The organism is Streptomyces sp. NPDC101393, from assembly GCF_044767385.1.
Lineage (GTDB): Bacteria > Actinomycetota > Actinomycetes > Streptomycetales > Streptomycetaceae > Streptomyces.
Window position 1 is genome coordinate 358,458 of sequence record NZ_JBIWNU010000003.1, and the last position, 19,004, is coordinate 377,461.

Below are 19,004 nucleotides of genomic sequence, written 5' to 3' on the forward strand. Positions count from 1 at the left end.
GGTGGGCCGGGAGGTGGTCCGGGAGGTGGTCCGGGAGGTGGTCCGGGAAGTGTCCAGGGCACCGTCAGAACGCCTTGTCCAGGTCGGACTTGGCGTTGTCCTCGGTGTAGGCGCTGTCCCGGATGACGATGTCCTGGGAGACCTTCTTGCCCTGGGTGAAGGAGTCCAGGGTCCGGAAGGCAAGCGGACCGAAGCGGGGGTTGGACTCGATGACTCCGGAGATCCAGCCGTCGACGATCCCCTGGACCGCGTTCCGGGTGCCGTCGACGGTCACGATCTTGACCGCGCCGGGCTTCTTCCCGGCGCCCTTGAGGGCGTTGACGGCGCCCAGGCCCATCTCGTCGTTCTCCGCGTAGATCCCGGTGATACCGGGCTGGGACTGGATGAGTTGCTCGGTCACCTGCTGGCCCTTTTCGCGGGCGAAGTCGCCGGTCTGCTGGAAGACCACCTTGAGCTTCGGGGCCTTGTCCTTGATGCGGTCCTTGAAGCCCTTGGTGCGCTCGGTGGTGACGTTGTTGCCTGCGGCGCCGAGCAGGATCGCGATCTCGCCCTTGCCGCCGGTCGCCTCGATCATCCGGTCGGCGGCGCGCCTGCCCTGTTCGACGAAGTCGCTGCCGATGAAGCTGACGTAGTCCTTGCACGCCTTGGCGTTGATCTTGCGGTCGATGGTGACGATCGGGATGTGCCGGGCGGCGGCCGACGTGAGCACCGGCTCCCAGCCGTCGGAGTTGAGCGGCGCGATGACCAGCAGGTCGACGCCCTTGGCGATCAGGTCCTGGACATCGCTGATCTGCTTGGAGAACTGCGACTGGGCGTTGGCGGCGAGCAGGTGGACGCCGCGCTTCTCGGCCTCGGCCTTGATCGAGGCGGTCTCCGCGATCCGGAAGGGGTTGGCCTCCTTCTCGGACTGGGAGAAGCCGACCGTGGCGTTCTTCAGATCGAGCTTCTTCGCGCCGTAGGTGTCGAGGGTGCAGCCCGCCGTGCTGCCGGAGGACGGTCCCTCGACGGCCTGGCTGCCGGAGCCGCCGGACGAGCCGGACGGTTTTCCGCCGTCGTCCTCGGACTTGGCGCAGGAGGTGACGGTCAGGGCCAGGCTCAGGGTGAGCCCCGCGACCAGGGCGGAACGGTGTCGACGAGCGTGCGGATGCATGGCAGAACCCCATCTCGGGCGGTCAAGTCCGTTGTCCGCAGCGATATTTATAACGTTGGAAGAGCTGTGTAAACCCTTCGCGCAGCGACCGGTCCGGGCGGGCCTCACCCCCGCCCCAACGTGCTCTCCCGCGCCACCAGGGTGAATTCTGGCTGGAGTTGGCGCGGACTGCTGGGCTCACCAGCCAGGCTCGCGATGATCGACTCGACCGCAAGCCGGGCGATGACCTGCTTGTCCGGTGCCACGGTGGTCAGCGTGACGGCGCCGTAGCGCCCCTCGGTGATGTCGTCGAAGCCGACCACCGCGACATCCTCGGGCACCCGCAGACCGCGCTCGGACAGCACCCGCATCGCGCCGATCGCGATCAGATCGTTGTACGCGAACACCGCGTCCGGACGCTGCCCGGCGTCCAGCAGCGCGGCCATCGCCCCGGCCCCGTCCGGCCGGTCCCAGCCGGAGGTGTGCCCGATCAGTCCGTCGTCGTCGGCGATCCCCCAGGCGGCCAACTCGGCCTGTCGGCCCACCTGTCGCAGGTGGGCGGGCTGGTGCGTACGGTCCCGGCGGGCGCCGAGAAAGGCGATCCGGCGCCGCCCGAGGTCGAGCAGATGGCGCACCCCGGCCCGCGCGCCGGCGATGTTGTCGATGGCGATGTGGTCGTAGGGCAGGTCGTAGCGCCGCTCACCGAGCAGGACCAGCGGCACGTCGTCGCTGCGGGCACGCAGGTCCTCCGTCTCCAGCTCGATGGGGCTGAGGATCAGGCCGTCGATGACCCGGGCGCTGAAGCCCTGGCTGACCAGGATCTCGCGCTCCCGCAGCCCGCCGGTGTGGTCGAGCAGCACGGTGTAGTCGTGCCGGGCGGCGGCGTCGATGACCGCGCCGGCCAGCTCCGCGAAGTACGGGTTGCCCAGTTCCGGCAGGGCCAGCGCGATGATGCCGGTACGGCCTTTGCGCAGGTGGCGGGCGGTGAGGTTGGGCCGGTAGCCGAGCTCGTCGATGGCCTGCTGGACGCGGCTGCGCATCGCGGGGGTGACGTGCTGGTAGTTGTTCACCACGTTCGACACGGTCTTGATCGAGACGCCCGCGCGCTGCGCCACGTCCTTGAGACTGACCCTCATCGGCGCTTCCTCCCGTGCCGGTCCGGCGCTCCGGATCGGTCGTTGTCATGACTCTGGACAGCGTGCGGACGGCGTGCTGTCATGCCAACTGCCCTTGTTTCCAACGTTATACAAGATGCGTGAAGCAAGGGGCAGAGCCGGAAGACACCCGACCTCGGAGGTCCTGTGCGTTCCCCGTTCCTGCTCACCCAGCGCCGCCGCACGCCCAAGAGACGCGGCCGCAGCCCCCTCGGCGCAGCACTCGCGGCCACCCTCGCCGCGGCGCTGCTGTCCCTCACCCCCGGTGGCCCGGACGCGTCCGCAGCCACCGGCGACACCCCCGTCGTGCACGGCCTGAAGGGCGACTACTTCACCCAATCCGCCCCAGGGGCCTTCGACTTCGACCAGCTCAAGGCCACCGCGGTCGATCCCGTCATCGACTTCGCGAGCCTGGACTCCCGCCTCCAGCAGGCCACCGGACAGGCCGACGACGCCACCGTCCGCTGGACCGGGAAGCTGACCCCGCAGACCACCGGCGCGCACACCTTCGCGATGAGCGGCGACAACGGATTCCGGCTCTGGATCGACGGCAAGGCCGTGATCGACCACTGGGTCGACGACTGGGACAGCGAGCAGACCTCACCCGCCGTCAGCCTCCAGGCCGGCCACGCCTACGACATCAAGATCGAGTACTTCGAACACTTCGGCGGCTCGTCCCTGCACCTGAACTGGACCCCGCCCGGCGGAAAAAAGAGCCCCGTCCCGAAGTCCGCCCTCACCCTCCCGGACGGCTTCGACTACGACGGCCCGGCCGACGCCGCCGTGCTCCCCGACGGCCGCACCCTGCGTCTGGACTTCCCCGAGGACCTCACCGCTCCCCCGGCCGCCTTCACCGACCACCTCGACGCCGTGATCGGGGGCGCCCGCTGGCCGCTGGGCAAGGCGAAGCCGGCCCCCGACGACCCGTCGGTCCTGCTGATCGCGCTGGACGAGCCGGTCGTCGGACACGGCGGTCAGGCCGATCTGCACTACGACGGCAAGGGCGGGCTGGCCACCGCCGACGGCAAGGACATCGCCGCCTACTGGGCGACCGGCAGCAACGACTCCACGTACCAGCTGCGCACCAAGTGGGCCGACGACGTCGGCAAGGACAACGCCCACCCGGAGTACCCGCGCCCGCAGCTCACCCGCGACAAGTGGCAAAGCCTCAACGGGGAATGGCAGTTCGCGGCCGCGCAGCAGGGGGAGGCGCCGCCCGTCGGCAAGCGGCTGGGGGAGAAGATTCTGGTCCCGTATCCGGTGGAGTCGCAGCTCTCCGGCATCGAGCGGCACGAGGACCGGATGTGGTACCGCCGGACCTTCGGCGTCCCCAAGGGCTGGAAGGTCGGCAGCGACCGTCGGCTCGACCTCAACTTCGGCGCCGTCGACTGGCGGGCCGAGGTGTACGTCAACGGCACGAAGGTCACCACGCACCAGGGCGGCTACGACCGGTTCTCCGTGGACATCACCGACGCGCTGAAGCCCGGCAGCACCCAGGAGCTGATCGTCGGCGTCCACGACCCGACGGACGCCAAAGACGGCGCGAGCCCGCCGATCGGCAAGCAACGGCTGGACCCCAGCGGCATCTGGTACACCGCCTCGTCCGGCATCTGGCAGTCGGTCTGGATGGAACCGGTCGCCGCCGACCACGCCGGCAGCCTGAAGGTCACACCCGATGTTCCCGGCCGGTCGGTGGCCGTCGAACCGCGCGGCGTACGCGACGGGGTGCCGGTGACCGCGGTCGCCTACGACGGCAAGCGGGAGGTGGGCCGGGCGAGCGGCCGCACCGGCAAACCGCTCACCGTGCCCGTGCCCAGGGCGCATCTGTGGTCACCGGACGATCCGCATCTGTACGACCTGAAGGTGACGGTCGGCTCCGGAAGGGGGGCGGACCGCACCGGCAGCTACTTCGGGATGCGCGAGATCGGCGTCAAGAAGATCGACGGCACGCCCCGTACGGTCCTCAACGGCAAGCCGGTCTTCTCCATGGCCACCCTCGACCAGGGGTTCTGGCCGGACGGGCTGCACACCGCGCCGACCGACGAGGCGCTGGCGTACGACCTCAAGATGCACAAGGCCATGGGCTTCAACTCGGTGCGCAAGCACATCAAGGTCGAGCCGGACCGCTGGTTCTACTGGGCGGACAAGCTGGGTCTGCTGGTGTGGCAGGACATGCCGGCGATGGACAACGACACCAGCCCGTCGGCGCCCGCCCGCGCGGAGTACGAGCGCGAGATGAAGCGGATGATCGACCAGCACAGCAGCAGTCCCGCGGTCATCATGTGGGTCACCTTCAACGAGGGCTGGGGGCAGTACGACCAGGCCCGTATCGCCGACCAGGCGAAGGCCTGGGACCCGACCCGGCTGGTGAACAACATGAGCGGGCTCAACTGCTGCGGCGCGCAGGACGGCGGCAACGGCGACGTGGCCGACGCCCATGGCTACCCGAGCGCCCAGCTCCCCGCGCCGGACGGCAGACGCGCCCTGGTCAGTGGGGAGTACGGCGGTCTCGGACTGGCGGTGCCGGGGCATGCCTGGCCGGTGCAGCACACCTATGTCGGCGTCGACCAGGCCGAGTACACGGACGACTATCTGGCGGAGCTCGCCAAGGTCCGCACGCTCGCCTGCCAGGGCGGCAACGGCGCGGTCTACACCCAGATCACCGATGTGGAGGGCGAGTTGAATGGCTTGCTCACCTACGACCGCAAGGTGGTCAAACCGGATGTGCGGCGGCTGGCGGCGGCGCACCGTGCGCTGATCAAGGACGCCTCCGATCCGGGTTCGATGGCGTGCGGTACGCCGTGACCGGCGGCCGCCGCGCGTGACGGCGCGGCCGTGGCGCGGCAACGTCCGGCCCGTATCGGCGAGTTCGGCCTGCCCGCGCGCCACGTGCGGGCGGGCCGGACGCGGCGGCGCGCACGGCGCCGGGACCCGGCGAAGTGAGCTCCCGGCTTTCCCGGCACCGAACTCTTGACGTGCTCCTGCCCGGCAACCAAGAATGAGCCCGCTCTGACAACGTTGTCGACCGCCGGTACCCCACCTCCTTCGGCCGGGCGGCCGCTCAGCGACGACTCCCGGAGGTCTGGACCCATGCCATGGCTCAGTCGCAACCGGCTGCGCACCGCCGGCGCGGTGCTGGCGGCCACGCTCCTCGGGGGCGCGCTCGCCGCCCCCGCCGCGCGGGCCGAGCCGCCCGCCGGCCCGCTCACCGATCTGGTCAACCCGTTCATCGGCAGCCAGAACGAGGGCAACACCTACCCGGGGGCCGCCGTACCGTTCGGCATGGTGCAGCTCTCCCCCGACACCGGCCACACCACCGGCTACGGCTACGACGACGACCACATCCGGGGCTTCAGCGCCGTCCACATCTCCGGCGTCGGCTGCGGCCTCGGCGGTGACCTGCCGGTGCTGCCCACCACCGGCGACATCACCGAGACCGACTACGCGAAATACGCGGCCTCCTACAGCCACGACGACGAGTCGGCGCGCCCCGGCTACTACCGCGTCGGCCTGAAGTCGTACGGCGGGATCGACGCCGAACTGACCGCCACCACCCGCACCGGCAAGCAGCGCTACACCTTCCCGGCCACCGGCAAGGCCAATGTGCTGCTCAACGTCGGCCAGTCCCTGCACAAGACGGTCACCAGCCACGTCGAGGTGCTGGACGCACGCACCATCCGCACCACCCTGACCGGGCGCGGCTTCTGCCAGGACACCAAGCCCTACACGCTGCACACCCTCACCCGCTTCGACCGGCCCTTCGCCTCCTACGGGACCTGGGACGGCGACAAGGTGACGGCCGGCTCCAAGGACTCCACCGCCACCGGGAAGAGCGGCGCCTACGCCCGCTTCGACACCCGCGAGGACCGCACCGTCGAGGCGACCACCGCTGTCAGCTACGTCGACGCACCGGGCGCCGCCCGCAACCTCCGCGCCGAGGGCGGCCGTTCCTTCGACCGCACGAAGGAGGCCGCGAACGCCGCCTGGGAGCGGCGGCTCGGCCTGGTGAAGGCCCAGGGCGGCGACAGGGCGCTGCGCCGCACCTTCTACTCCTCGCTGTACCGGTCCTTCCTCGCCCCGAACATCGGCAGCGATGTGGACGGCCGGTACACCGGCTGGGACCAGAAGCCGCACCGCGCGCACGGTTTCACCTACTACCAGAACTGGTCGCTGTGGGACACCTACCGCACCCAGGCGCAGCTGCTGGCGCTGCTGGCGCCACGGGAGTCCCGGGACATGGCGCTCTCGGTGCTGCGCATCGACAAGGAGAGCGGCTGGCTGCCCAAGTGGGGCTACGGAACGGTCGAGACGAACATCATGACCGGCGATCCGGTCACCCCGTTCCTCACCAACGCCTATCAGCAGGGGCTGCTGAAGGGCCATGAGGAGGAGGCGTACGCGGCGCTGAAGAAGAACGCCGACGGGGTGCCGCCGGCCGACTCGCCCGCCGTCGGACGGGAGGCCAACGCGCAGTACCTGAAGGACGGATTCGCGCCGTACCTCAAGGGCCGCGAGCACGCCAAGCCGGGCGACTCGGACTTCGACCACGGCGCCTCGGCCACCCTGGAATACGCCCTGTCGGACGCGATGCTGGCCCAGATGGCACGCGACCTGGGGCACCGCGCGGACGCCGACCGCTATGCGGCCCGCGCCCAGAACTACCGCAGGATCTTCGACACCTCGACCGGCTTCTTCCGCGCCCGCGACGCGAAGGGGGCGTTCGCCGGGCCGGCCGATCCGGCAAAGAGCGAGGGCTTCCATGAGGGCACGTCCTGGCAGTACCAGTGGATGGTCCCGCAGGACATGCCGGGGATGCTGGACCTGATCGGCGGCAAGAAGAAGGCCGGTGAGCGGCTGGATTCCTTCTTCGCCTACCCGCAGCTGCTGAAGGACCCGGAGAAGACGGCCCGTGAGGTGTGGGTCAACGGCCCGTACGACTACTACAACGCCGACAAGTACAACCCGCAGAACGAGCCCGACCTGATCGCGCCGTACACCTACCTCTCCACCGGGGCGCCCTGGAAGACCACGGACGTGGTGCACGCGGCGCTGACGCTGTTCACGGACACTCCCACCGGGATGACCGGGAACGACGATCTGGGGACGATGTCGGCGTGGATGGTGCTCTCGGCGATCGGGGTGTTCCCCGTGCAGCCGGGCACCGACAGCTGGGGGCTGAGCACGCCGGTCTTCGACCGGGTGGACCTGAAGCTGGACCGCGGTTACTACCCGTCCGGTCACTTCACGGTCAAGGCGCCCGGTACCTCGGCGGCCCACCGCTATGTGCAGTCGGTGCGCCTCGACGGCCAGGAGCGGGACCGTACGTACCTGACGACCGACGATCTGCGTTCGGGACGTGAACTGTCCTTCACCGTGGGCGCGCAGCCGTCCGCCTGGGGCACCGGGGACCAGGCGGCGCCGCCGCCGGTGGGCACGTCATCCGGAGCGCAGCAGGCCGATCGCCAACGCTGAGATCACCACGGCGGAGACCACCGCCGTGACGGCTTGCCCCCGGGGGCCGGTCAGCGTCCTGCCCAGCGCAGCGCCGCCCGCGGCCAGGAACAGCTGCCAGCTCACGGAGGCGGTGGTCACGGCGGCCACGAAGGCCGCGTCGCCGGCGGTCCCGAGACCGCCGGCCCCGGCGCCGCCCGCGAGCACCAGCGCGGAGAAGTAGAGGATCGCCCAGGGGTTGACCAACGTCAGCCCCAGGAAAGCGAGATAGGCCCGGAGGGGGCGTCCCAGGACGTCCCTTCCGGCGCGTGGTGGCGCGGTCCCCCGGTTGCGCACCGCCCGTACCGCGGTGCGGGCGGCCATGGCGAGCAACCGGACGGCGGCGGCCGTGCGCAGCGGGCCCGCGGCCGGGGCGACGGCGTCCGAGAGGGCGGCTCCGCCGGCCACCGCGAGCAGGGCGTAGAGGCCGTCGGCGCCTCGCCACCCCGAGGGCCGCCGAGGCGCCGACCCGGAACGATGTCCGGGCCGTCACGCTCACCAGCATCACGGCCAGTGCCCCGACGGGCACGGCCAGCGCGTAGCCCGCCCACAGCCCCGGCAGAAAGGCCTCGGGCAGCGTCCCGCTCAGCTCGTTCATGCCGCCGGCATCCGGGCTCCGGTTCGTTCGGGTCCATCGAATGTTTCCGCACGCAATCATGTGGCAGCTGCGTACGATCGGCGCGTGATCGATCCCCGTCTGCAGGCCCTCCGCGTCCTGGCCGAACAGGGCACCGTCACCGCCACCGCGCGGGCCCTGCGTCTGACGCCGTCGACGGTCTCGCAGCAGCTACGGCAGCTGTCGGCGCGGCTCGGGGCTGGAACTGCTGGTGCCGGAGGGGCGCAACGTACGGCTGACCCCGGCGGCCCTGGCCCTGGTCGGGCACGCCGATGCGCTCTTCGCCCGCTGGGAGGAGGCCCGCGCCGATCTGGCGGAGCACGGCGAAGGAGGGGCCGGGCGGCTGCGGATGACCGGTGTCGCGACGGCGATCAGCGGCGTCATCGCGCCGGCAGCCGCGCGGCTGCGCCGTGAACTGCCGCGGCTGGACGTGGAGATCAGCGAGGATCCCGGGGAGAACCGCTTCGAGCTGCTGCTGGCCGGGCGGGCCGATATCGCCGTCGTCATTCCGGCGCCGGGCCTCCCGCCGACGGACGATGCGCGGTTCACCCAGCGGACCGCGCTGGAGGAGCGGCAGGACCTGCTGGTCCCGGCGGGGCATCCGTTCGCCGCGCGGGCGGCGGACGGCGTACCGCTGGCGGAGGCCGCGGCGGAGACCTGGATCGGCGCGGGCGATCCGGCCGACCAGCATCAACTGCTGGCGGCCGCCTGCGCGTCGGCAGGGTTCAGCCCGAGGGTGCGCCACCGCGCGGTCGACTGGAACGCGATCGCCGCGCTGGTCGCGCACGGCTTCGGGATCTGCCTGCTGCCCCGCCTGGCCCCGGTCCCCGGCGGCTGCCCGGTCGTGCGGGTACCGCTGTGCGGGAACCCGGCGCCGGTACGGCGGTTCGTGGCGGCCGTCCGCCGCGGCAGCGAGCGGCAGCCCCCCATCTCCCGCGGTCTCGCGGCGCTGCGTGCGGCCGCGGGGGCAGCAGAAGAGGGGGTGTGAGGGCCGTGCCGGCCGTCAGTCCTGCAGCGCCTGCCAGAACTCGTCGAAGGACATCCGGCCGTCGCCGTCGGTGTCCTTGCTCTTGATCACGGACTCGGCGATCGGGCCGGTGACGAACGGGTCGCCCATCTCGGCCATCGCCCGCTTGAACTCGTCCGGCGTGACCAGGCCGTCCTTGTCGCCGTCGAACCGGTCGAACTGCGCCCTGGCCTTCTCGATGTCTGCCACGAGAGGTGCCCCCTTCGTCGTGCTGCGTGATGCTCGGTGATGTGACCTGGGTACATTAACCGACTGTCACGACGTCCCCGGCTGCGCCCTCCGGCGGGCCAGATAGGGCGCCGTACGGCTGCCCGGAGCTGCGGCGACCTCGGCCGGCGTTCCGGTGGCCACGATCCGGCCGCCGTCCGCGCCGCCGCCGGGGCCCAGGTCGATGACGTGGTCGGCGCCCGCGACCACCCCCATGTCGTGCTCGACGACCACGACGGTGTTGCCGGCGTCCACCAGGCCGTGCAGCTGGCTGAGCAGCACCTCGGTGTCGGCGGGGTGCAGTCCGGTGGTGGGCTCGTCCAGCAGGTAGAGGGTGTGGCCGCGGCGGGCGCGCTGGAGTTCGGTGGCGAGTTTGATGCGCTGCGCCTCGCCGCCGGAGAGTTCGGTAGCAGGCTGGCCCAGCCGCAGGTAGCCCAGGCCGACGTCCTGGAGGGTGCGCAGGCTGCGGGCGGCGGCCGGTACGTCGTCGAGGAAGCCGGCGGCGGTGTCGACGGTCATCGCCAGGACGTCGGCGACGGTGCGGCCGCGGTAGGTGATCTGGAGGGTCTCGGGGTTGTAGCGGGCGCCGTGGCAGGCGGTGCAGGGGGTGTAGGTGCCGGGCAGGAAGAGCAGTTCGACGGCGACGAAGCCCTCGCCCTGGCAGGTTTCGCAGCGGCCGGAGGTGACGTTGAAGGAGAAGCGGCCGGCGGTGTAGCCGCGGGCGCGGGCCTCGTCGGTGGCGGCGAAGACCTTGCGCACGGCGTCGAACAGCCCGGTGTAGGTGGCGAGGTTGGAGCGCGGGGTGCGGCCGATCGGCTTCTGGTCGACGCGCACGAGCCGGTCGACGGCCGCGAGGCCCCGGGCGCCGGTGAGTTGGGCCCGCGCCATCGGCCCGGAGTCGGTGTCCGCCGCCTCGCCGGACCCGGCGGCACCGTCCCGCTCGGCACCGAGGTGTTCGCCGACGGCCTCGGCCAGGACCCGGGTGACCAGCGTCGACTTCCCGGACCCGGAGACGCCGGTGACGGCGGTGAAGACACCGAGCGGGAAGGCGGCGTCCAGACCGCGGAGGTTGTGCAGGGTGATGCCGTGCAGGGTCAGCTCTCCCGAGGGGATGCGGGGGGTGCGCCCGGGCGGCGGCTCGGTGGTGAACAGGAAGCGGCGGGTGGCGGAACCCTCGACGTCCGCGAGTCCGGCGACCGGGCCGCTGTGCAGCACCTGCCCGCCGTGTTCGCCGGCGTGCGGGCCGACGTCCACGAGCCAGTCGGCGCGGCGCACCACGTCCATGTCGTGCTCGACGACGAACAGCGAGTTGCCGGCTTCCTTGAGCCGGCCCAGCACCGTGAGCAGGGACTCCGTGTCGGCCGGATGCAGCCCGGCGGACGGCTCGTCCAGGACGTAGACGACGCCGAACAGGCCGGAGCGCAGCTGGGTGGCGAGCCGCAGCCGCTGGAGTTCGCCGGCCGAGAGGGTGGGCGAGGGCCGGTCCATGCTGAGGTAGCCGAGGCCGAGTTCGGTGAGCACCTCGATACGGGCGACCAGATCGCGGGCGAGGGTCGGGGCCACCTCGTCGTCCGCCCGCTGCGCCGTGGGCCGCAGCAGGTCGGCGAGGGCGCTCAGCGGCAGGCCGGCGAGGACCGCGATGTCCTGGCCGCCGAAGGTGACCGCCAGCGCCTCGGGGCGCAGCCGCCGCCCGTCGCACACCGGGCAGGGTTCGGCGACCATGAAGCCCTGTACGCGCTTGCGCAGGGTGTCGCTCTTGGAGTCGGCGAAAGTGTGCAGCACATAGCGCTTGGCGCTCATGTACCGGCCCTGGTACGGGCGTTGGATGCGTCCGACGTCCCGGACCGGGTGGACGGTGACCACCGGCTCCTCGTCGGTGAACAGGATCCAGTCGCGGTCGGCCCGCGGCAGCTCGCGCCAGGGGCGTGCGGTGTCGTGGCCGAGGGCGGCGAGGATGTCGCGGAGGTTCTTGCCCTGCCAGGCGCCGGGCCAGGCGGCGATGGCGCCGTCGCGGATGGAGAGCGACGGGTCGGGGACGAGCGAGTCCTCGGTGACGCGGTGGACGCGGCCCAGGCCGTGGCATTCGGGGCAGGCGCCGACGGCGGTGTTGGGCGAGAAGGCGTCGGAGTCGAGCCGTTCGGTGACGCCCTCGGGGTAGTCGCCGGCCCGGGAGAAGAGCATCCGCAGGGTGTTGGAGAGGGTGGTGACGGTGCCGACGGAGGAGCGGGAGGTGGGCGCCGAGCGGCGCTGTTCCAGGGCGACGGCCGGCGGCAGCCCGGTGATGTCCTCGACCTTCGGGGCGCCGACCTGGTGGATCAGCCGCCGGGCGTAAGGGGCCACCGACTCGAAGTAGCGGCGCTGCGCCTCGGCGTAGATGGTGCCGAAGGCGAGCGAGGACTTGCCCGATCCGGACACCCCGGTGAACGCGACCAGCGCGTCCCTCGGGATGTCCACATCGACGGTGCGGAGGTTGTGCTCACGGGCGCCGCGCACCCGTACGTACGAGTCGGCCATGCCTCCATGATCAGGCACAGCCGCTCGTGATCGGGTACCGCCGCCGCGGTCGGGCACGGTCAGTCCGCGGTGGTGGCGGCCCGGACCCGTTCGCGCGCCTCCTCCCAGGGGGTGGGTGCGGCGATCACCGCGCGCAGCGCGCGGACCTGGCGGGGCGGCAGGCCGGCCGCCAGGACGCCGGTGGCGCTGCCGTTCTGTCCGTAGAGGGCGACGGCGCGGCATCCGGCCCGGTCCAGCACGGTGGTCTCGACCCGGTCGGCGCCGGTGGTGAGCCCGTAGGCCTGGAGCTTGATGTCGTACTGGTCGGACCAGAAGTACGGCACCGGGGCGAACGGCCGGCGCTGCTGCGCGGGGTCGGCGGCGTCCGGGGCGGACCCGGTCGGGGCCGCCAGTTCCGCGAGCAGGTTGCGGGCGGCGGCCATGCCCTGCTCGGTGGCGTTCATCCGGTGCTCGAAGCGCAGCGGCCGGCCGTGCAACGGGTGCTCCCAGCGGGCGACGTCGCCCGCGGCGTAGACGCCGGGCGCCGCGGCGCAGTAGGCGTCGCAGCGCAGCCCGTCGGTGGTGTCCAGGGCCGGGTCGCCGTCCAGCCACCGGACGGCCGGGTCGGAGCCGATGGCGAGCAGCACGGCGTCGGCGGGCAGCACGCTGCCTCCCCCGCCGGCTGCGCCCGCACCGGCGGGGGCTCTCCCATGGGCCAGGTGCACGGCGGTGACCTGCGGGGCCGGTGTCCGCCCGGCGTCCGGCGCCGCCTCGGCCGTCTCGAAGCCGTCCACGGCTCCGGTGAGCAGGCGCACCCCACGGGCCCGGTGCCGCTCCGCGAGCAGTTCGCCGACCTCGGCGCCGACGGCGGCGGCCATCGGCACCGGGTCCCGGCCGACGAGGGTGACCTCGTGCCCCAGCTCCCGTGCCACGGCGGCGGCTTCACAGCCCAGCACGCCGTTGCCGACGACCACCAGGCGGCGCCCGGCGCCGGAGAGCGCGCCGCGCAGCGCGAGCGCGTCGTCGAGGGTGCGCAGGGTGTGCACTCCGGCGATCCGGTCGGCGCCGGGCAGGGTGCGGGCGGTGACGCCGGTCGCGATGATCACGCCGGCGCAGCCGAGCTGCGCACCCCCGTCGAGGGTGAGGGTGCGGGTGGCGGTGTCGAGACCGGTCGCCCGGGTGCCGAGCCGCAGGTCTAGGCCGAGCCCTGCGAGCTGCTCGGCGGTGCGCAGTTGGAGCCGTTCGGGCTCCCAGGTGCCGTGCAGCAGCTGCTTGGACAGCGGCGGCCGGTCGTACGGCAGGTGCGGTTCGTCGCCGATGAGGGTCAGCGGGCCGCTCCAGCCGAAGCGGCGCAGCGCCTCGACGGCGGCGAGCCCGGCGGCCGAGGCCCCGACGACGGCGATGGGCCGGGCGGTGGCGGTGGTCATGAGTGGATCTCGATGACCGCGGCCGGGCAGATGGCGGCGGCCTCGCGGACCGCGTCGTGCGCTTGCGCGGGCGGTGCGGCGTCGAGGAGGACGACGACGCCGTCCTCGTCACGCTGGTCGAAGACGTCGGGGGCGATCAGCACGCACTGCCCGGCGGCGCAGCACCTGTCGGCGTCAAGGGTGATCTTCATGGCAGGAAGCTCCATGGGGATGGTGAGGGGAGGATACGGGTGGGGTGGCGGCCCGGTGTCACCAGGTGACGGGCAGCGCGTGGCAGCCGTGGATCGCCATGTCGGTGCGGAACGGAATCTCGTCGACCGGCACGGCGGGCCGCATGTCCGGGAAGCGGCGCAGCAGGGTACCGATGACGACCTGGAGTTCGACGCGGGCCAGTGCCTGGCCGAGGCACTGGTGGATGCCGTAGCCGAAGGCGACGTGGTGCTGGGCGTTGGGGCGGCTCACGTCGAGACGGTCGGCGTCGGCGAAGACGCTCTCGTCACGGTTGGCGGACGGTACGGCCACCACGACGCCCTCGCCGGCCCGGATGAGGTGTCCGCCGATCTCGATGTCGGCGGTGGCGACCCGGCGCGGCCCGTTGCGGATGATGCTGTGGAAGCGCAGCAGTTCCTCGACGGCGCCACGGATCAGCGCGGGCTCCTGGCGCAGTCGCTCGGCGGATTCCGTGTCCCGCATCAGGGTGAGGGCGCTCAGACCGATCATGTTGGCGGTGGTCTCGTGGCCTGCGATCAACAGCAGGGCGGCGAAGGCGGCCACGTCGTCATGGCTGATCTCGCCGGTTCGCTGCTGCTCGACGATGAGCCGCCCGAGGATGTCGTCGCCGGGCGCCGCTTCCTTGCCGGTGACCAACTGGTCGAGGTAGTCGCGCAGTTCGCGTCGTGCGCTCTCCCGCTCGTCGTCGGCGATGGTGCGCGAGAGCAGCTTGCCGGTGAGTGACTGGAAGACGTCGTGGTCGTCGTAGGGGACGCCGAGCAGCAGGCTGATGACCAGCGAGGGGACGGGCAGCGCGAGCGCCTCGACGAGGTCCACCCCGCCCGCCGCGCGCCCCTCGGCCCGCTCCATCGCGTCGCACAGCTCGTCGGTGATGCGCTGGATCTCCGGGCGCAGCGCCTCGACCCGCTTGACCATGAACTCGCGGGTGACCATCCGGCGCAGCCGGGTGTGCTCGGGCGGATCCATGCGGATGAAGCCGCGGTTGGCGGTGTTGGCGCCGCCGGTCATGCCGCTGAGCGGGTAGCCGGGGACGGTGGTGTCGGAGCTGAAGCGGGTGTCGCCGAGGATCGCCCGGATGTCGCTGTAGCGGGTGGCCAGCCAGGCCCAACTGCCGTCCGCGAGGGAGATCTTGGAGATCGGCTCCGTGGTGCGCAGCGTGCCGAACTCGGCCGGGGGGTCGAAGGGGCAGCCGGCCGGGGGCTCGACGGGCAGCGGCGCCGGGGCGGTGGAAAGTGTCATCTCGCTCATCTCGCTTCTCGCGCGCACGCCGGCAGGGGGCGTGCGCCATGAGTCGACGGTTCGCCTAACACTCGTAAACTTACACATGTAGAGGGCAGGTATCCGTGGCGGGGTGGCGAGGCGTCACCGGACAGGGGTGAGGCCGCTTTTGTGGCGATGCGCCCGCCTCCCCCGACGTCATGGCACGCCTGCGCGTTCCCCGACGCCGTGGACGGCCCTGCACGAGGCCGGACACGGTCCTGGCGGACACGGCACACTCCTCCCGCGCCCTCCGCGACCACCTTCACCACCTCGGCATCCGGGCCGTGATCCCCGTCCCGGCGGACCAACGTGGCCACCGGCTTCGCCCCTCCGGTCCGCACGATGACCCAAACGAAATGGCCTAGCCGTGGAAGGCCGTGGTCGACTCGAGTGGAGCGCGCTCGGTCTTGACGCGATTGACCGGCGCGGCCTCGTCGGCATGGCCGAAGGAGATGCCGACGAGCAACTTACCTCCGGTGACGCCGAGTTCGGAACGGACGGTGTCGGCGTAGAAGCTCAACAACCCCTGCGGGCAACTGTCCACGCCGTACGCGGTCATCGCCAGGAGCAGCGTCTGCATGTAGGCGCCGACATCCGCGGCCAGCCGCGCCTCTCCTTCACCGTGGACGAAGAGGAACGCCGCGTGCGGGGCGCCGTAGAAGCGCAGGCTTTCCGTGTCGTAGGCCGCACGTGCCGTGTGATCGTCGGCGCCGATGCCCAGCGCCCCGTACAGTTCGGCGCCGAACGCCGCCCGACGAGCCCGGTGCGCCTGCGCGTACATCCCCTCGGCATACGGGAAGTCCACCGAGGTGCGTCTGCCGGCGTGGGCCGCCAGCAAGGCATCGGCCAGGCGCTGACGTGCCGCGCCGCTCACCACCTCCACCTGCCACGGTTGTGCGTTGGAGTTGGACGGCGCGGTGCCGGCCAGCGAGAAGATCGTGCGCATGGTGTCCTCGGGTACGCGGTCCGGACGGAACGCGCGGGTGGCGTGCCGGCCGCGTATCAGCTTCTCCGCGCAGCCGCTCAGCTCAGTGGGAACGAACCTGCTCATGGGACTCCTTGGTGACGGAGAGCTCATGTAAACGGAACCGTTTACATACGCAGGTCACCTTAGCGCAGCATGACGAATGAAGTAAACGCATGCGTATACTTTCCTCATGGATGCAACGGTGAGTACGGCGGCAACGGCTCCCCAGCGGCGGGGGCGTGGCGGGCGGGAGCGCATTCTGGCTGCCGCCGCCCGGCTGTTCGCGACCCAGGGCATCACCGCGACCGGCATGGAACAGGTCGCGGAGGAAGCGCCGGTCTCCAAGCGGACGCTCTACGCGCACTTTCGCACCAAGAACGATCTGGTCATCGCCCATTTGCAGGGCCTCGCACTGTCGGGGGCCACCTTGGAAGGCGTGCTGACCCGCGAGGACATCCCTCCGCGTGACCGGATTCTCACGTTGTTCGACCAGCCGGTGGCGGACGCGGTTCCGGTGCGCGGATGTCCGTTCATTGATGCTGCCGCGGAGTTCCCCGACCCGGAGAGCGCCGTGCACTCCTACGCCCGGGAGCAGAAGCTGCGCATGGTGCAACTGATCGTTGCCTTGGTGGCGGAGCTGGGCTGCCGCGAACCCCTCTCACTTGCCGAGCAACTGGCCACCCTCGCGGACGGGGCGGCCAGCCGCGCCATGGTGCTGGACGAGGCGGACTACGGCCGGCACGCGCGGGCGGCGGCCGAAATCCTCCTCGATCAGGCTCTGCCGAGAGAGAGCTGACGAGGAAGACGTCCGGGCAGGCGTGGTCGACGGGCCGGTGGCGCGTTGGTGAGCCCAACGAAACGGCCCAGGTGATGACAGGGCGGTGCCCGAAAAGGCAGAACGGCCGGGCGGCGTCGCCCGCCGCTCTCAGCGCTCCAGCAGCAACTGCAGGATCTCGTCCACGAAGCGGTCCAGCCGCCGCGCGTCCTTGCGGCTCGGCATGACCTGCCAGAGCATGACCCGGCCGTGCACCGACGACCACAGCACATACGGCGCCTCGGCGCGCGAGCCGCGCACCCGCCAGCCGGCCTCCTCACACGCCGTCAGCGCGCCCTGCCAGCTGCGCACCAGCAGCCCCGCCGGATGTCCGGCCAGCCGCTCGGGTCCGACCGGCGTCTGCCGGGTCTCGTACAGCAGGCGGTAGGTGGCGGGGTGCGCGACGGCGTAGCGGCAGTAGGCGCGCAGCTGGGCGCGCAGCCGCGCCACCGGATCGTCGGCGTCCGCCTTCGCGGCGGCGTCGGCCATCGCCCGCGCCAGCCGCTCGAAGCTGATCTCCAGGGTCGCCCAGACCAGCTCGGTCTTGTCGGCGAAGTGACGGTAGATGCTCGGGGCGGCGACTCCGGCCTCCCGCGCGACCGCGCGCAGCGACAGCGCGTCCTCGCTGCCGACCTCCTCCAGGAGGTGCTCGGTGGCCCGCAGGAGTTCCTCCCGCAGGCGCTCTCCCTGGCCGCGCGGGTTACGGGGCCGGACGGCCGCACTCTCGCTCACTGCCCTCCGGTCCTCTCCCTGGCTCGCCGACGGGGTTCGTCACCAGCGTTTCACACCGGGACGGCGGGGACGTACGCGAGGACGCCCCGCCACCGGCCCGTTTCCGCACCCCGGGCACCCTGGCACCCGGCACACGGCACCCGGCACCCGGCACCCGGCACCCGGCACCCGCCCGTTCACTTCCCCCGCTTGAGTCCGTCCTCGGCCGCGTCCCGGCCGAGGACCGCCTCGCGGATCGCGGTGCGGGCCTTCGCGTGCTTCTTCTTGCCGGTCCTCGCGAGGTTGAGCATCCGCAGCGGCGGCCCCTGCGCGGCGAGCTGCGGGATGTACTCGGCCTTGGTGACCTGCCAGCGCTCCCCCGGCCCGTCGGGCGGGGCGAACCGGAAGCGGGCGATGCTGCCCCAGTTGCCCTGCGGCTTCGTCATGGCACCGGAGATCTGGTCACCGAGGCCGTAGACCACCCAGGTGCCGTTGACCTTCTCGTACGGCTGCGGGGTGTGCGCGTGGGTGCCGGTGATCAGGTCGATGTCCGGGCGGCCGTCGGTCTGCCCGGCGGTGAGCGCCTGGGCGAGCTTGATCTGCTTCTCATTGGGCGCGGTGCGGTATTCGGTACCCCAGTGCAGGCTGACGACCACGACGTCCGCACCGGCCCGGCGGGCCGCCCGCGCATCCGCGGTGATCTTCCGCTCGTCGATCAGATTCACCGTCCACGGCGCGGACGCCGGGCGCTGGACCCCGTTGGTGCCGTACGTGTACGAGAGCTGGGCCACCCGCGCGCCGCCGCGGGCCCGCAGCAGCGCCGGGCGGGCGCCCTCGGTGGCGCTGCGCGCCGAGCCGACATGCCGCAGCCCGACCGTGTCCAGCGCCTTCAGGGTGCGGTGCACACCCTCCACTCCCTGGTCCAGGGTGTGGTTGGAGGCGGTGGAGCAGGAGTCGTAGCCGGTGTCCTTGAGGGCGGTGGCCAGCTGCGGCGGGGCCTGGAAAACGGGATGGCCGCTGAAGGGGCCCTCCAACGGGCCCAGCGGCGCGTCCAGTTGGCACAGCGCCACGTCCGCCGACGAGATGACGGACTTCACCCCGGCCAACATCGGGCGGTAGTCGTAGCCGGCGCCCGGCGCGTCGTCCTGAGCCGTCTCCAGCACGCCAGGGTAGGACGGCATGACGTCCCCGGAGGCGACGAGGGTGAACGGCCGCCGGCCGTCGGCCCTGGCCGGCGGGGCGCCCGCGTTGCCGCTCGGCTCCGCCTCCTGGGACGGCGGCGCGGCCCCCGGCGAGACATCGCCATTTCCGCACCCGACGGCGAGTGCGGCGATCAGGGTGAGGGCGGCAAACCGTTTGTGGGCGCTCATGCCCGACACATATCAGCAGACGATCGCAGGAAAACGCCGCTGGCGGCCGGTGTCCGGCGCGGTCCCCCGTACGGCCGCACGGCTCCTGCGGCCCACCGGGAGGGCAGG

15 protein-coding genes and 1 pseudogene are annotated in these 19,004 nt (G+C 71.9%); 5 read left to right on the forward strand and 11 right to left on the reverse strand.

Translation table 11 applies throughout. From position 1 onward, the window contains the following. Positions 1 to 64 precede the first annotated feature (64 nt). Together ACIRQ7_RS11445 and ACIRQ7_RS11450 are read right to left on the reverse strand one after the other, a co-directional pair. Complete coding sequence (locus ACIRQ7_RS11445) at positions 65 to 1,150, reverse strand: ABC transporter substrate-binding protein (protein ID WP_404261774.1); 1,086 nt, start codon at positions 1,148 to 1,150, stop codon at positions 65 to 67. A gap of 104 nt (positions 1,151 to 1,254) precedes the next feature. Then, positions 1,255 to 2,265, reverse strand: coding sequence for a LacI family DNA-binding transcriptional regulator (locus tag ACIRQ7_RS11450; protein WP_404261776.1), 1,011 nt, complete (start codon positions 2,263 to 2,265; stop codon positions 1,255 to 1,257). A gap of 165 nt (positions 2,266 to 2,430) precedes the next feature. On the opposite strand from ACIRQ7_RS11450, the gene ACIRQ7_RS11455 reads away from it, so the two are divergent. Together ACIRQ7_RS11455 and ACIRQ7_RS11460 are read left to right on the forward strand one after the other, a co-directional pair. Beyond that, positions 2,431 to 5,088, forward strand: a complete 2,658-nt coding sequence (locus ACIRQ7_RS11455; protein ID WP_404261778.1) for a PA14 domain-containing protein — start codon at positions 2,431 to 2,433, stop codon at positions 5,086 to 5,088. Between the two features lie 285 nt (positions 5,089 to 5,373). Then, a complete protein-coding gene (locus ACIRQ7_RS11460; RefSeq protein ID WP_404261780.1) occupies positions 5,374 to 7,755 on the forward strand; it encodes a GH92 family glycosyl hydrolase in 2,382 nt (793 codons plus the stop codon). On the opposite strand, the gene ACIRQ7_RS11465 is transcribed toward ACIRQ7_RS11460, so the two are convergent. After that, positions 7,720 to 8,181, reverse strand: coding sequence for a LysE family transporter (locus tag ACIRQ7_RS11465; protein ID WP_404261782.1), 462 nt, complete (start codon positions 8,179 to 8,181; stop codon positions 7,720 to 7,722). The two genes, ACIRQ7_RS11460 and ACIRQ7_RS11465, sit on opposite strands and share 36 nt — an antisense overlap. Positions 8,182 to 8,455: 274 nt before the next feature. On the opposite strand from ACIRQ7_RS11465, the pseudogene ACIRQ7_RS11470 reads away from it, so the two are divergent. Then, a pseudogene (locus tag ACIRQ7_RS11470) lies at positions 8,456 to 8,533 on the forward strand (hypothetical protein); the annotation flags it as partial. 67 nt (positions 8,534 to 8,600) lie between these two features. Beyond that, complete coding sequence (locus tag ACIRQ7_RS11475) at positions 8,601 to 9,377, forward strand: LysR substrate-binding domain-containing protein (RefSeq protein ID WP_404261783.1); 777 nt, start codon at positions 8,601 to 8,603, stop codon at positions 9,375 to 9,377. A gap of 15 nt (positions 9,378 to 9,392) precedes the next feature. Here ACIRQ7_RS11475 and ACIRQ7_RS11480 read toward each other — a convergent pair whose 3' ends face one another. The 6 genes from ACIRQ7_RS11480 to ACIRQ7_RS11505 form a co-directional block, all read right to left on the reverse strand. Further along, a complete protein-coding gene (locus tag ACIRQ7_RS11480; RefSeq protein ID WP_401466550.1) occupies positions 9,393 to 9,605 on the reverse strand; it encodes an EF-hand domain-containing protein in 213 nt (70 codons plus the stop codon). Between the two features lie 66 nt (positions 9,606 to 9,671). Beyond that, complete coding sequence (locus tag ACIRQ7_RS11485; RefSeq protein WP_404261785.1) at positions 9,672 to 12,137, reverse strand: ABC transporter; 2,466 nt, start codon at positions 12,135 to 12,137, stop codon at positions 9,672 to 9,674. A 59-nt stretch (positions 12,138 to 12,196) separates the two neighbouring features. Next, complete coding sequence (locus tag ACIRQ7_RS11490) at positions 12,197 to 13,543, reverse strand: NAD(P)/FAD-dependent oxidoreductase (protein WP_404261787.1); 1,347 nt, start codon at positions 13,541 to 13,543, stop codon at positions 12,197 to 12,199. Next, positions 13,540 to 13,734: a ferredoxin gene (locus ACIRQ7_RS11495; protein WP_404261789.1), complete on the reverse strand. Its 195-nt coding sequence runs from the start codon at positions 13,732 to 13,734 to the stop codon at positions 13,540 to 13,542. Before ACIRQ7_RS11495 ends, ACIRQ7_RS11490 begins: the two co-directional genes overlap by 4 nt. Before the next feature lie 58 nt (positions 13,735 to 13,792). Next, complete coding sequence (locus tag ACIRQ7_RS11500) at positions 13,793 to 15,013, reverse strand: cytochrome P450 (RefSeq protein ID WP_404262301.1); 1,221 nt, start codon at positions 15,011 to 15,013, stop codon at positions 13,793 to 13,795. Positions 15,014 to 15,395: 382 nt separating this feature from the next. After that, entirely contained in the window at positions 15,396 to 16,085 is a 690-nt protein-coding gene (locus ACIRQ7_RS11505; protein WP_404261791.1) for a nitroreductase, read from the reverse strand. Positions 16,086 to 16,191: 106 nt separating this feature from the next. On the opposite strand from ACIRQ7_RS11505, the gene ACIRQ7_RS11510 reads away from it, so the two are divergent. Continuing rightward, complete coding sequence (locus ACIRQ7_RS11510; protein ID WP_404261793.1) at positions 16,192 to 16,797, forward strand: TetR family transcriptional regulator; 606 nt, start codon at positions 16,192 to 16,194, stop codon at positions 16,795 to 16,797. Between the two features lie 129 nt (positions 16,798 to 16,926). Here the strand turns inward: ACIRQ7_RS11510 and ACIRQ7_RS11515 are convergent, their stop codons facing one another. Together ACIRQ7_RS11515 and ACIRQ7_RS11520 are read right to left on the reverse strand one after the other, a co-directional pair. Then, positions 16,927 to 17,547 (reverse strand): TetR/AcrR family transcriptional regulator, encoded by a 621-nt coding sequence (locus ACIRQ7_RS11515; RefSeq protein ID WP_404261795.1) that lies wholly within the window; start codon positions 17,545 to 17,547, stop codon positions 16,927 to 16,929. Positions 17,548 to 17,723: 176 nt separating this feature from the next. Beyond that, entirely contained in the window at positions 17,724 to 18,896 is a 1,173-nt protein-coding gene (locus tag ACIRQ7_RS11520; RefSeq protein WP_404261796.1) for a CapA family protein, read from the reverse strand. Positions 18,897 to 19,004: the final 108 nt, after the last annotated feature.

Coding starts and splice junctions, on each gene's coding strand:
- ACIRQ7_RS11485 (WP_404261785.1), bottom strand. CDS start 12,137: ATGGCCGACTCGTACGTACGGGTGCGCGGCGCCCGTGAGCACAACCTC.
- ACIRQ7_RS11450 (WP_404261776.1), bottom strand. CDS start 2,265: ATGAGGGTCAGTCTCAAGGACGTGGCGCAGCGCGCGGGCGTCTCGATC.
- ACIRQ7_RS11490 (WP_404261787.1), bottom strand. CDS start 13,543: ATGACCACCGCCACCGCCCGGCCCATCGCCGTCGTCGGGGCCTCGGCC.
- ACIRQ7_RS11505 (WP_404261791.1), bottom strand. CDS start 16,085: ATGAGCAGGTTCGTTCCCACTGAGCTGAGCGGCTGCGCGGAGAAGCTG.
- ACIRQ7_RS11510 (WP_404261793.1), top strand. CDS start 16,192: ATGGATGCAACGGTGAGTACGGCGGCAACGGCTCCCCAGCGGCGGGGG.
- ACIRQ7_RS11520 (WP_404261796.1), bottom strand. CDS start 18,896: ATGAGCGCCCACAAACGGTTTGCCGCCCTCACCCTGATCGCCGCACTC.
- ACIRQ7_RS11495 (WP_404261789.1), bottom strand. CDS start 13,734: ATGAAGATCACCCTTGACGCCGACAGGTGCTGCGCCGCCGGGCAGTGC.
- ACIRQ7_RS11445 (WP_404261774.1), bottom strand. CDS start 1,150: ATGCATCCGCACGCTCGTCGACACCGTTCCGCCCTGGTCGCGGGGCTC.
- ACIRQ7_RS11460 (WP_404261780.1), top strand. CDS start 5,374: ATGCCATGGCTCAGTCGCAACCGGCTGCGCACCGCCGGCGCGGTGCTG.
- ACIRQ7_RS11500 (WP_404262301.1), bottom strand. CDS start 15,013: ATGACACTTTCCACCGCCCCGGCGCCGCTGCCCGTCGAGCCCCCGGCC.